Origin of the sequence: Nocardia huaxiensis, assembly GCF_013744875.1 — a bacterium.
GTDB lineage: Bacteria > Actinomycetota > Actinomycetes > Mycobacteriales > Mycobacteriaceae > Nocardia > Nocardia huaxiensis.
Window position 1 is genome coordinate 4,237,954 of sequence record NZ_CP059399.1, and the last position, 13,364, is coordinate 4,251,317.

Annotated in this window: 9 protein-coding genes; 7 read left to right on the forward strand and 2 right to left on the reverse strand. The window is 69.4% G+C overall.

What is annotated here, in order from left to right; translation table 11 throughout:
- Positions 1–268: 268 nt before the first annotated feature.
- The 4 genes from H0264_RS19110 (at position 269) to H0264_RS19125 (ending at position 5,935) form a co-directional block, all read left to right on the forward strand.
- On the forward strand, positions 269–1,315 hold the full coding sequence (locus H0264_RS19110) for a 3-oxoacyl-ACP synthase III family protein (protein WP_181578797.1): 1,047 nt from the start codon (positions 269–271) through the stop codon (positions 1,313–1,315).
- Between the two features lie 4 nt (positions 1,316–1,319).
- Positions 1,320–2,261, forward strand: a complete 942-nt coding sequence (locus H0264_RS19115; RefSeq protein WP_181578798.1) for a beta-ketoacyl-[acyl-carrier-protein] synthase family protein — start codon at positions 1,320–1,322, stop codon at positions 2,259–2,261.
- 245 nt (positions 2,262–2,506) lie between these two features.
- Positions 2,507–4,561, forward strand: coding sequence for a helix-turn-helix transcriptional regulator (locus tag H0264_RS19120; RefSeq protein WP_181578799.1), 2,055 nt, complete (start codon positions 2,507–2,509; stop codon positions 4,559–4,561).
- A gap of 27 nt (positions 4,562–4,588) precedes the next feature.
- Positions 4,589–5,935 (forward strand): lipase family protein, encoded by a 1,347-nt coding sequence (locus H0264_RS19125; protein WP_181578800.1) that lies wholly within the window; start codon positions 4,589–4,591, stop codon positions 5,933–5,935.
- Here H0264_RS19125 and H0264_RS19130 read toward each other — a convergent pair.
- Together H0264_RS19130 and H0264_RS19135 are read right to left on the reverse strand one after the other, a co-directional pair.
- Positions 5,919–7,289 (reverse strand): HAMP domain-containing sensor histidine kinase, encoded by a 1,371-nt coding sequence (locus H0264_RS19130; protein WP_181578801.1) that lies wholly within the window; start codon positions 7,287–7,289, stop codon positions 5,919–5,921. The two genes, H0264_RS19125 and H0264_RS19130, sit on opposite strands and share 17 nt — an antisense overlap.
- Entirely contained in the window at positions 7,286–7,948 is a 663-nt protein-coding gene (locus H0264_RS19135) for a response regulator transcription factor (protein WP_244975874.1), read from the reverse strand. The genes H0264_RS19130 and H0264_RS19135 overlap by 4 nt, the downstream gene beginning before the upstream one ends.
- Positions 7,949–8,023: 75 nt before the next feature.
- Between H0264_RS19135 and H0264_RS19140 the strand changes: the two genes are divergently transcribed.
- The 3 genes from H0264_RS19140 (at position 8,024) to H0264_RS19150 (ending at position 13,245) form a co-directional block, all read left to right on the forward strand.
- Positions 8,024–9,970: a glycoside hydrolase gene (locus H0264_RS19140; RefSeq protein ID WP_181578802.1), complete on the forward strand. Its 1,947-nt coding sequence runs from the start codon at positions 8,024–8,026 to the stop codon at positions 9,968–9,970.
- Positions 9,971–10,065: 95 nt separating this feature from the next.
- Positions 10,066–10,950 carry an endonuclease/exonuclease/phosphatase family protein gene (locus tag H0264_RS19145; RefSeq protein WP_181578803.1) on the forward strand — a complete coding sequence of 295 codons (885 nt, stop codon included), beginning with the start codon at positions 10,066–10,068 and terminating at the stop codon, positions 10,948–10,950.
- Between the two features lie 114 nt (positions 10,951–11,064).
- Positions 11,065–13,245: an MMPL family transporter gene (locus H0264_RS19150; protein WP_181578804.1), complete on the forward strand. Its 2,181-nt coding sequence runs from the start codon at positions 11,065–11,067 to the stop codon at positions 13,243–13,245.
- The last annotated feature ends 119 nt before the right edge of the window (positions 13,246–13,364 follow it).

Below are 13,364 nucleotides of genomic sequence, written 5' to 3' on the forward strand. Positions count from 1 at the left end.
CCGGCACCCCTACCTCGCAAACCGCAACTGATCTGCGAATACCGCGTTCTACCTTGACGTTCGGTGTGAGTCGGGGTGAAATGATCTTGTGATCGGGGTGATTGGTGAGACGTATGAGGCCGCCGGTTACCACTGAGTACTGCTACCGTTCGAATCGGCATCGGTGCTACTGGGTAACGACGGCGCCGGCATCGTGAGCATCTCCGATTGCCATTCGCCGCACCAGAATTCGACCGAACTCGGAAATCAATCCAGAGAGTAGGGGGCCATGCGTACACGTTTCGAATCGATCGGTGCATACACACCCGAAACCGTCCGCTCCACCGACGACGTGATCGACAGCCTTTCGGTGCCGAGAGCATTGGATCTCGAGCGCATCACCGGAATCAAGAATCGGCGCGTCTACAATTCCGATCCGGAAAACTATGAATCGTCGTTCGAACTCGCGCGGAAGGCGATCGACGACTGCCTCGCGCATTCCGACTACCGCGCCGAAGATATGGACGCCATCATCTCGGTGTCCATCACACGCTTCCGCGACGCCGGACAGTACAGTTACGCACCGTCTTTCGCGCTGACGCTGCGCAATGCCATCGGCGCGGACAAGGCGCTGCACTTCGATCTCTCCAATGCCTGCGCCGGCATGATCACCGGCGTGCTGGTGCTGGACCGCCTCATCAAGGCCGGGGTCGTGCGGCGCGGGCTGGTGGTCAGCGGCGAGCAGATCACGCCCATCGCCGAAACCGCCACGCGGGAGATCAGCCAGCCCTACGACCCCCAGTTCGCGGCGCTCACCGTCGGCGACGCGGCGGTGGCCGTCATCGTCGACGACAAGGGCGACGACAATGACGAGATCCACTACATCGAGCTCATGACCACCTCGGCCGGCGCCGAACACTGCATCGGCATGCCGAGCGAGAAGACCACCGGCATCGCCATGTACACCGACAACCGGGCGCTGGCCAGCGAATCCCGCTTCCTGCAGGGGATTTCGCGCATGGCCGACTACCTGTCGGAGCACGGGCGCACCTGGGAGAGCGAGAAGTACGACTACTGGGTGCACCACCAGTTCAGCGGCCCGGCCATCGACTACATCAGCCAGCTCACCGAACGGCATTTCAACACCCCGATGCCGCAGCAGCTCAATGTGTACGACGAATTCGGCAATACCGCCTCGACCTCGCATTTCCTGGTGCTGCACGAAAGCCTGGCGCAGCAGAAGATCCCGAAGGGCTCCAAGGTGCTGCTGATCCCCGAGGCATCCGGCGTCGTTTCCGGGCACCTCGCCGCGACCGTCACCCGATTGGAGGCCTGACAGTATGAGCACCGCAATCGTTTCCGCGGCCGTCAGCACCGACGCCGACACCGGCAGCTACTTCGAGCTGGCCGCCCGCGCCGGGCGCAGCGCACTCGAACAGGCCGGCGTCACGCCCGATCGGATCGGGCTGGTGATCAATGCCGGGGTGTACCGGGACAGCAATATCGCCGAACCGGCCGTCGCGGCACTGCTGCAGAAACGACTGGAAGTGGGCCTGGAGTACCGGACCGGGGTCCTGCCGGCCTTCTCCTTCGACCTGCTCAACGGCGGCACCGGAGTGCTGCAGGCGCTCACCGCCGCGCAATCCTTCATCACCGCAGGGGATTTGGAGTACGCCCTGATTCTGGCGGGCGACACCCATCCGTCCATGCAGCGCGACCGGGAGGACTTCCCCTACACGGCCACCGGGGCGGCTCTGCTGCTGCGGGCATCGACGGAAACCGGCGGTTTCGGCGGCCTGCACACCCTCGGCAGCACCGACACGGCCCAGCCCACCGGATGGGCCGACCTGACGGCGGCGGGCACCGACGGGCGCAATGCGCTCACCGTGCGCACCGGTTCGGGTGAGCCGCTCGAAGCGGCCGAACGGGTGGTGCGGTCCGCGCTCGCCGAGGCGGGCATCGGCAGCAACGATTTCGCCACCGGGCGGGCGGTGCTGCTCGCGCCCGCGCCGGTCCCCGGCTTCCGGGAACGGCTGGCCTACCGGCTCGGGGTGCCGTCCGTCGCGGTGGCGGGCGTGGATCCGGCGGTGGGCGACCCGTACAGCGCGGCCCCGGTGTTCGCGTATCTCAGCGCTGCCGCCGAGGGCCTGCTGGAGCAGGCGGAAGCCGTGGTGTTCGTGGGCGCCGACGACGGTTCCGCGGCCAGTCTGATCTATCGGCCGCGGCCCCTGGAGCTATCCGGTGCCGCCGCTGCCGTGCGAGTCAAACATATTGGAGTGTAAGGTATTTCAACCGGACGGTCGCCGTCGGCTGGTGTGGGCGTACGCCGGCGGCCGCTGGAAAACCCTGTGACCCGGCTGATCCGGACGCCACGCGGCGTCCACCCGCTGCAATGATGCCGCCAGCACAGCAAGTTCTCCGTGCCCCCTCAGTCGGGCTCAGCCGTTCGAGGAAAGGGACGCCGAGAATGCAGCGGCCGGTCGCTCGGGACCGAAAACACATATCGATCGTCGGCGGTGCGCGCCCCGTGCGCGGGACGCGACCGGCCGACGAGGACGAGGCACGAGCGGAGGTACTGCGCGGCCGGGACAACTCCCTGCTGCGCACGGCCCGCGCACTGGCGGTGCTGGGGGGCGCCGCCAGCGTCGAGCTGGCGGCCGGGCTCCTCGACGTGGACGACGACGAAATACACGAGGCCGTCACCGAATTGGCGGCGGTGGGAGTGGTGCAGCAGCTGCGGGTCGCCTACCCGGGCATGGCGGCGCGGATTCTGCGCGACGTACCCGCCGAGGAGTACCGGGAACTGCAGGGGCGGGCGGCGGAACTGTTGCACCGCATCGGGACTCCGCCGGTCGAGGTGGCCGACCATCTGCTCGAGGCCGGGGACGTGCGCGGGTCCTGGGCGGCCCACGTGCTGCTGGACGCCGCCGAATCGGCCCTCGGTGAGGATGAACTGGACCGGGCCGCACAGTGTCTGGAACTGGCGTACCGGGCCAGCCGGCGGGTGGGGGAGCGGGCCGCCATCGCCACCCGGCTGGTCTCGGTCGAGTGGCGGATCAACCCCTCCACCCGGACCCGGAACTTCGGGCGGCTCAAGGCGGCCCTGCGCACCGGGCGGGTGCCGTACTCGGAGCTACCCGCGACCGCGCTGCACATGCTGTGGCACGGGTACGCGCTGCACGCCGATCACGCACTGGGACGGCTGGATCGCGGCCTCGAAGGGGCGCCCGCCCTCGACGCCCGGATCGATTTCCTGTGCGCGTGGCTGCGCTACACCCATCCCTCGCACGCCGAACGGCACCGCCGGCTGTGCACCCCACCGGATCCGGATTATGTGCCGTCGGAACGGCATTCACCGCATCGGCAGGCCGGCGCGCTGCTCGACGCGCTGACCACGCAGCAGCCGCCCGAGGCCATCGCCGCCGCGGCCCAGCGCATTCTGGCCGGGCACCGGCTGACCTTCGGCACCTGCGAGACCCTGGTGGCCGCGGTGGACTGCCTCATCCACACCGATCGGCTCGACACCGCCGACGCCTGGTGCGCCTCCCTGCTGGCCGAGGCCCAGGCGCGCAGCGCACCCACCTGGCGCGCCATCTTCGCGGCGGCGCGGGCCGAAACACTCTTGCGCAAGGGCAATCTCACCGAGGCCGCCGAGTGCGCCGTGCTGGCGCTGAACCTCATCCCCGCCGACAATCTCGGCGTGTGGGCGGGCCGCCCGATCGCGGTGCTGGTGCGGGCGCTCACCGCGCAGGGCAAACACAGCGAGGCTGCCGCGCAGCTGCGCCGGCCGGTGCCCCGCGCCATGTTCGAATCCCGGTTCGCCCTGGCCTATCTCAGCGCGCACGGCGAGCACTGTCTGGCCACCGGGCGGCCCGAGGAGGCGCTGCGGCACTTCCGGCAGTGCGGAAACCTCATGCGCCAGTGGAACATGGACTTCGCCTGGCTGGTGCCGTGGCGCAATGACATGGCGGCGGCGTTCCTGGCCGCGGGGCATCAGCGGCAGGCCCAGGAGTTCGCCACCATGCACCTGGACATGGTGGGCGGGGCGGATCGCCACCACACCGGCGGGGTGTCGCTGCGGCTGCTCGCCGCCACCAGCGATCCGCACCGCCGCGTCATGCTGTTGCGCCGGGCCGTCGCCGTCGCGCGGGCGGGGCACAGCGATTTCGAATTGGCCGCCGCCCTCACCGATCTGGGCCGGGCCTACCGCGGAATCGGTGACGCGGACAAGGCGCGGCCGCTGCTGCGCGAGGCGAGTCGGCTCGCGGAAACCTGTGGCGCGGAACAACTGTTGCGCCGCCTGCGGGTCGACCGGACCGCGCCGCTGCCCGCAGCGCCCGCACGAGTTCGCCTGATACCCAATAGTTTGGACACCTTGAGCCCGGCCGAGCGCCGGGTCGCGGAACTGGCCGCACACGGCAAACGCAATCGCGAGATCGCCGCCGAACTGGCCATCACCACCAGCACGGTGGAACAGCACCTCACCAAGGTGTACCGGAAACTCGCGGTGGCCCGCCGCAGTGAACTGCGGTTCGTCGTGACCGCCTATACGGAGGCCGCCGCTCGATCAGCCGTCGGATAGCCGTTGTTCGTCGCGAAAGGGGTTGGCATGAGCGCGCATCCAGCCGGTGAACTGTCACCGGAGATCGATCCCGCACCCACCGGGCCACTGCGCCCGGAGGACGATCCGTTCTATCGGCCGCCCCGGGGACTGGCGGGCCGGAAGCCGGGGGTGATCCTGCGCTCGCGCCCGGTGGAACTCGCGCTGCTGGGGGTGGTGCCCCAGCGAATCACGGCCTGGCAGTTGCTGTTCCGCACCACCGATATGGACGGCGAACCCGAGGCCGCCGTCACCACCGTGCTGCTGCCCTGGGGCGCGGATCCGGCCGCACCCCGGCCGGTCGTCTCCTACCAGTGCGCCATCGACGCCGTGGCCTCGAACTGCCTGCCCTCCTACGCTTTCCGGCGTGGCGCCCACGCGTTCGGGGCGGTCCCGCAGTACGAACTGCTGCTCATCGCCAAGGCGCTCGAGCGCGGCTGGGCCATCTCCGTGCCCGATCACGTCGGCACCGCGGGCCGTTTCGGCACGCCCCGCGAGCCCGGCTACCGCACCCTCGACGGCCTGCGCGCCACCCTGGCCCTGCTCGGCCTGCCGCGCGAAACGCCGGTGGCTCTGTGGGGTTACTCGGGCGGCGGGCTGGCCACCGTGTGGGCGGCCGAGACCGCCGCCTCCTACGCACCCGACCTGAACATCATCGCGGCCGCCGCGGGCTCACCGGTCGGTGACCTGGAGGCAACCTTCTTCCGCCTCAACGGATCTCACTTCGGCGGCCTGGCCACGCTGTGCCTGGCGGGGCTGCGCCGCGCCTACCCGGACCTGAATCGCGCCCTGCGCGAGCACCTGGACGCACCCTCCCTGGCGCTGCTCGATCGCGCCGAAACCAGCACCACGGTCCCGATCCTGTTGCGCAGCGGCCGATCCCGCATCGACGATCACAAAGGTGAGGCGCTCGCCGCCCTGCGCACCCTCCCGCACGTGCGCGCCGTGCTCACCGACCTGCAGCCCGGCGACAACCCACCCGCGTTCCCCGTCCTCACCGTGCAGGCCGTCCACGACCTGATCATCTCCACCGGCAATGTGGACCGCCTCATCGACCGCTACCGCGCCGCCGGAACCCACGTCCACTACGTCCGCGACATCGCCGGCGGCCACATCAGCCTCGGCATCCTCGCCGCGCCCCTGCTGGAGAACTGGCTGGCCGCCCGCTTCGCCAACCGCCCCCTGCCGCCGCCGTGCACCAAAACCGTGCTGTCCCTGGCATTTTCCACCCCGGCGCTCACCGGCTACCTGGGATTGGCCCGCACCCTGCTCCGCGCGCTGCGCGGCGCTCCGATGCGCGGTCGGCCCCGCAACCTGCGGTCGGGAACCGACGTAGAGGTCATTCCGGGAAGGTGAGCCGGAAGACGGATCCGCGGCCGGGTTCGGAGTCGACTGTTATTCGCGCGCCGTGCAATTCGGCTACCTGTGCCACGATCGCCAGGCCGAGGCCGTGGCCGGGGGTGGTGCGGGCGGTGGGGGAGCGGTAGAAGCGGTCGAAGAGGTGGGGAAGGTCTTCGGGGGCGATGCCGGGGCCTTCGTCGGCGACCGTGAGGTGGTGATCGTGCACTCGGACATGGACGGTCGCGGCGGGCGGGCTGAACTTGGCGGCGTTGTCGAGGAGGTTGGTGACGGCGCGGGCGAGGCGGGCGGGGGCGGCCTGGACGGTGACGGGGTCGAGGGTGGCGTCGAAGGTTATTGCGGGACAGTGCCTTCGGGCGGCGTCGAGGCGGTCGGCCACCAGGGTGTCGAGGCGGAGATCTTCCAGGGTTTCGCGCGGGGCGGTCGGGTCGTCGGCGCGGGCGAGGTCGATGAGGTCGGTGACCAGGCCCTGGAGTTCCTCGGCTTGGACGCGCAGGGCGGCGGCGGTGTCGTCGAGTTGGCTGGGAGACAGACGGGTCGCGCGGCGCAGCAGGTCGATATTGGTGCGCAGGGCGGTCAGCGGGGTGCGCAGCTCGTGGGAGGCGTCGGCGATCAGACGTTGTTGTGCGGCACGGGAATCGCGTTCGGCGGTGAGGGCGGCATCGAGTTCGTCCAGCATGGTGTTGACACTCGTGGCCAGGCGGGACAGTTCATCGGCGCCGGTCACGGCGATGTGGGCGCGCGGGTCGCGGGTGCGGGCCACGCGTTCGGCGGCCCGGGTGAGCGTGACCACCGGGGCGAGAGCGCGACGGGCCAGGACAATGCCGATCACGGCCGCCAGCAGTGTTCCGGCGAGGGCGGTGACGAGGACAGCGAGGCCGACGCGGCGCAGGCTGGTGTCCACGGGGTCGGAACGCTGCGCCACCTGCACCGCGCTGCCGGGGCGCAGGGGAGCGGTGTACATGCGCATCGGGTAGCCGGCCAGTTCGATATCGCTGAAGTAGGCGTCGGCGGAACCCGCTGCCACGGAGCGGGTTTCGGCGGTGACCGGCAGGATCTGGCCGGGCAGATTCTCCGATTCGATCCGGCCGTCGGCGGCCACCACCTGCACACAGCCCGGCGCGGAGAGATATTCACAGGGGCCGGAGATGGCCGCCACATCCGGTTCGGCGGGATACTGCCGTTCGATGCGGGTGGCCTGGCGGCGCAGATTCAAATCGAGCGCCGCGTTCAATTCGTGCCCGACCACCGCGTACGCGGCCGCGGCCATGCCCGCCACGGCCAAGGTCATGGCGAGGACGAAGAACACGGCTATGCGACCGCGCAGGCCGAGGCGGCGGGATCGGCTCATGACGGTCCCAGCCGGTAGCCGACGCCCCGAACGGTGTGGATGAGCGGCGGCTCGCCCTCGGATTCGATCTTGCGGCGCAGGTAGCGGATATAGACCTCCAGGGCGTTCGAGGACTGGCGGCCCCACACCCGGTCGATGAGCGTCTCGCGCGGCAGCGACTGTCCGGCATTGCGCAACAGCACCTCCAGCAGCGCGAATTCGGTTCTGCTGAGCTCGATCTCACGACCGCCACGACGGACGGTGTGCGCGGTGGTGTCCATCACGAGATCGGCGGCCGACAGCACCGCGCCGTCCTCCGGGTAGGTGCGGCGCACCAAAGCCCGTACCCGCGCGAGCAATTCGTCGAGATCGAAGGGTTTCACCAGATAGTCGTCGGCCCCGGCATCCAAGCCCTCGATGCGATCGGCCACCGCGTCGCGGGCGGTGAGCATGAGAATCGGCGTGCGGTCACCCCGCCCCCGCAGCGTCCGGCACATGGTCAGCCCATCCATGAACGGCATGGCCACATCCAGCACCACGACCTCCGGCTGCCACCGGGCTACCTCGCTCAGCGCGTTCGCGCCGTCCCCCGCCGAACGCGTTTCGTAGCCCTCGCTGTCGAGGGCGCGCACCAGGGCGTCCCGCACCGCGGCTTCGTCGTCGACCACCAGAACACGCACCTCACGGATCATACGGATCGATGTCACCTGCGAGTTCTCATCGGACTCTCATCTGGGGCCAGCACCGTGAGGGGCATGAGACGTCGGAGACCGTATCGCGTGCCCGCCGCGATCCTCATTGCGAGCCTCACCGCGGCGGGCCTGGCGGCCTGCGGAAGCAGCGCCGGAAAGGCCATGCCGCGGCTTGATGGCAACCAGGTAGTTATCGACATTGGCGGCGGCGCCGCACAGATCGACACCACCACGCTGGCGGTCACCGCCAACTCCGGCGGGCACCGCCTCGAGCTGTCCGCACCGGCCGAGGGCAGCCTCGGAGCGCCCGGGCCGGTCGGCCTCGACGGCGGTTCCGCGCGCTGGAGGTACCCGGACCGGGCCTTGACCGTCACCGCCACGGCCCGCGACGGCCGCCTCGAGATCAGCGTGCACAGCGACCGCGACGGCACCCTCGTCTGGCCGGTCACCGGTACCGATCAGGCGAAGTCCCTGCAGATCCCGCGCGGCGAGGGCCTGTCACTGCCGGTGCGCGACGCCTTCTGGAACGGACCCGGCACCGGTCTGGTCGGCGAACCGCTCAGCCTGACCTCCGGTCTGACCATGCCGTTCTGGGGCTACCGGATGGACGGCCGGGGCGTGAGCTACCTGGTTCCCACCGATATCGGCAGCACCCTCACCGTGCGCTCGGACAATGGCAGCCTGCGCGCCGAGGCCGCGCACGCCTTCGCCCGGCAGGCCGACACCGGCGAGTACACGGTGACTTTCGCGCTCACCGACGATTCCCCGGTGGCGGCGGCCAAGGATTACCGTGACTGGCTGCTTCAGCACGGCGAATTCCGTTCGCTCCGAGACAAAATCGCGGGCAACCCCGCGAACGGCCGACTGCTCGGCGCATTCCACGCCTACCTGTGGGGTGACGGCCGCGACCCCGAAACCATCCGGCAGATGCGGGATCTCGGCCTGACCCGCATGTGGCTCGGCTACGACGCCGACGAACACCCCATGACACCGGAAGCCGTCGCGGCGGCCAAGGACGCCGGATACCTTGCGGGACCCTACGATTCGTGGGCCAACGCCCAGGACCCGGCCATCGCCGACAATCCGTCGTCGCAGTGGCCCGGTCTGTGGCCCGACGGCTGCGTCCACGACGCGAACGGCACGCCCGAAACCGGCTTCGGCGGCCGCGGCTGCTACCTGAGTTCCCAGGCCCTCGAACAGAATCCGCGGCTCTACCAGGACCGCTACGCGCGCATGACCGCCAACGGCGCCGACACCTACTTCCTCGACGTGGACGCGGCGGGGGAGTTCTTCGACGACCAGAGCCCCGCACACCCCATGACCCAGCGGCAGGACCGCGACAACCGCCTGAAGCGCATGCGCTGGCTCGCCGACGACCGCGAGCAGGTACTCGGCTCCGAATCCGCCGGTGCGTGGGCCGCCCCCGCCCTCGCCTTCGATCACGGTGCGCAGACCCCGATTTCGGACCGGCTGTGGAAGCTCCAGCGCGACCGGCAAACCTGGGGCGGCTACTCCCCGGCCGGTGCGCCGAAGCTCTACTTCCAGCCCGTGGACCTGCCCGCCGACCTGGCCACCGCCATGTTCGACCCGGTCTACCGCGTGCCGCTCTACGAAACCGCCCTGCACGACTCCCTCGTCAACCTGGACCGCTGGGAACTCTCGTACTACAAACTGCCGCAACAGCAGACGATGCGCGCCCTCACCGCCATCCTGAACAACACCCCGCTGAACTTCGTCCTCGACCGCGAAACCCTCACCGCGCACGGCCCGGAAATCGCCCGCCTGCAACAGTTCTTCGCCCCACTCCACGAGGCCGCCGGCGCCCTGCCCATGACCGACTACCGCTGGCTCACCGACGATCACCTGGTGCAGCGCACGGTCTTCGGCGACGGCACCCTCACCGTGACAGCGAATTTCGGCACAACCGACCACAACGGCCTGCCCGGAGGCTGCGTAGACGCCCAGTTACAGGGCGACAGCACCCCGCGGCGACTGTGCCCGGCGCAATGACCGGCCGGCCGTTCACAGCGGGGACCCGAACTGTGCCCCGGGAGAGGCGGACACGGGCCAGGTCGCACAGAGCGTGGGTATTCGCCACCGCCGCAGTGCTTCTGGCCGTAGCGATAGGCGGCCACCAGCTCGTCCCCGATGTCTTCGGCCTCGGCGTGGCGGCCGACACCGCCGCGCCATGGCTCGGTCTGCTGATCCCCGTGCTGGCCGTGCTCGCCATCCTGTGCCGCAGCCCGCTGGGCGCGCTCACCGCCGTGCTGCCACTGCTGGTGTGGGCCTATAGTTTCGGCTCCTGGTGGGCTCCGCTCCCGCGCTCCCACGCCCCGGCCGGAGCGGGCAGCATCACCGTCGTCTCCCAGAACCTCTTCGCGGACAATGGTTCTCCGATCGCCACCGCCCGCGTCCTGGCGGGCGCCGAGGCCGATGTGGTGGCGGTGCAGGAGCTCGCCGGGACCAATCGCGCGGCGGTCGAACACGTTCTGGACGCCGCCTACCCCTATAACGAGGTGGTCGGCACGGTCGCCCTGTGGAGCCGGTACCCCACCTCGAACACCACGGTCGCCGACGTCGGCCTGCCCTGGGAACGCGGCCTGCGCACCCACATCACCACGCCACGCGGAGAACTCGTCGTCTACGTCGTGCACCTGCCCTCGATCCGGCCCGGCGACACCAGCACCCGCAATCACGGCCTGGCCCAACTGTCCCGGGAACTCACCGCCGACCCGGCCGAACACGTCCTGGTGGCAGGCGATTTCAACACCCCGAGCACCGACCGCCACTGGTCCGCCTTCGCCCCCGGCTACCGCGACACCCAGCGTGCCGCTGGTTCCGGACCCGGCCTGACCTGGCCTTCGACCTTTCCGATCGCCCGCCGCGACCACCTGCTCGCCCGCGGGCTGACCACCTCCGCCGCAGGTGTCCTGGACACTCCGGGCACCGACCATCGCGGCATTACCGCGACCGTCGGTTTCGCTGACTGAGACCGGGCATTGATACCTCGGCCGTCCTCGATGTGACGGCTGCCGCAGCGGCACAATCCATTACTCGTCGGTACTTTGGTTGGGAGTTTCGTGGAGTGATCGGGAGGTCATCTGATGTTCGCCTGGTGGGGTGACCTGGTCAGTCGCTTGCGATTCGCCGTCATCGGCGTGATGGTGGCGGCCCTGCTGGGTTTGGGCGCTTACGGATTGGGCCTCGACAGCCATCTCAGCGGCGGCGGCATCTTCGACCCGAACTCCGAATCCTCGGAGGCGGGCCGCATTGTCGGCACCACCTTCGAGCGCGGCAAAGAGGGCGACGTGGTCGTCATGTACACCGCACCCTCCGGCACAACCGTCGACGATCCGGAATTCAGCGCCACCGTCGTCGACAGCCTGAAGTCGGTGCGCGACAACTACACCGACCAGATCAGCGCCGTCGCGGGCTACTGGCCGCTCGAACCGGGCCAGGCCAAGACGAAACTCGCGGCGACCGAGGACAAGACGCGCGCCGTCGTCTCCGTCGGCCTGAACGGCAACAGCGATGCCGCCCTGCAGGCCAACTATCGAACCATCAAGGACGCCTTCGCCATTCCGGGCGTGGACGTCCAGGTCGGCGGTTTGCAACCGGTCACGGGCGCGCTCAACGACACCGTCGCCGAGGACCTGCACCGCATGGAACTGCTGGCCATCCCACTGGTCGGGGTGCTGCTGTTCTTCATCTTCGGCGGCGTCGTCGCGGCCGCGCTGCCGCTGATCATCGGCCTGCTCACCATTTTCGGCGCCTTCGGCATCGTCCGCTTCGTCACCAACTTCACCGAGGTGAATTCCTTCGTCTCCCCGGTGGTTTCGATGATCGGGCTCGGCCTCGCCATCGACTACGGGCTCTTCATCGTCAGCCGCTTCCGGGAGGAAGTGGCCGCCGGCTACGACACCCGCACGGCCGTCAGACGTTCGGTGATGACGGCCGGACGCACCGTGGTCTTCTCCGCCACCATGATCGCCGCGAGCCTCGGCGGGCTGCTGCTGTTCCCGCAGGGCTTCCTGAAATCCATTGCCTACGGGGCGATGGCGACCGTCGCCATGGCCGCGCTCACCGCCATCACCATCCTGCCCGCCATGCTGGCCGTGCTCGGCCCGCGTGTGGACATGCTGGGGCTCAAGCGATTCCGCCGCCCCAAGTCCGCCGCCGAGGTGGACAACGGCTTCCTGGGCCGCGTGGTGCGCTTGGTCATGCGCTACCCGCTGCGCATCGCCGTCCCGGTGACGCTCGGCCTGATCCTGCTCATCCTGCCCATGCAGAACCTGGTCTTCGGCGGCTACAGCGAAAAGTACCTGCCGCCGGACCATCCCGTGCGCGTCGCCCAGGCGCAGATCGACCGGCACTTCCCGCTGCGCAAGACCGACCCCATCGAACTGGTCATCATCACCGGCGATTCCAAGGCCGTCGGCTCGGTCTGGGATCAGGCCAATGCCGCGCCCGGCCTGATCGGCAAGTTCGAGGCCCCGGCGCGTTCGACCATCGACCCGGATGTGCGGCGCACCAAGGCCACCGTCGTCGACATCAACGATGCCGGCGAGACCATCGACTACCTGCGCTCGCTGGATCTTCCGGAGGGCACCCGGGTGCTGGTCGGCGGCGTGCCCGCGCTGCAGAAGGACAGCATCGACGCGCTGCTGGTGCGGATTCCGTTCATGATCGCGCTGGTGCTGCTGGTCAGCACGCTGCTCATGTTCCTGACCTTCGGCTCGCTGGTGCTGCCGATCAAGGCCGCGCTCATGAGCGGCCTCGGGCTGGGCTCCACGCTGGGCATCGTGACCTGGATCTTCGTCGAGGGGCACGGCGCGGAACTGCTCAACTTCACCCCGCAACCGGGGCAGGTGCTGATGCTCGTGGTGATCATCGCCGTCGTGTACGGGCTGTCCATCGACTACGAGGTATTCCTGTTGTCCCGCATGGTCGAAGCCCGCGCCCGCGGCGCGAGCACCGAAGAGGCCATCCGGGTCGGCACGGTGCAGACCGGGCGCATCATCACCGCGGCCGCCCTCATCCTGCTCGTGGTCACCGGCGCGTTCGCCTTCTCCGATCTGGTCATGATGCAGTACATCGCCTACGGCATGATCGCGGCCCTGATCATCGACGCCACCATTCTGCGCATGGTGCTGGTGCCGGCGGTCATGAAACTGCTGGGCGAGCGCTGCTGGTGGGCGCCCGCGTGGATGCGGCGCGTGCAGAACCGGATCGGGCTCGGCGAGATCACCCTCGAGGACGAGGAGCGCTTCGCCGCCGCCCGCTGACCCGCGCCGGCCCGCCGCTCACCCGGACGTGTGCGGCGCGATGATGATGAGCACCGCCGTGGCACTGAGCACGACGCTGGTGGCGAGCACGGGAACAGTCCAGGGGCGCATGGTGATTC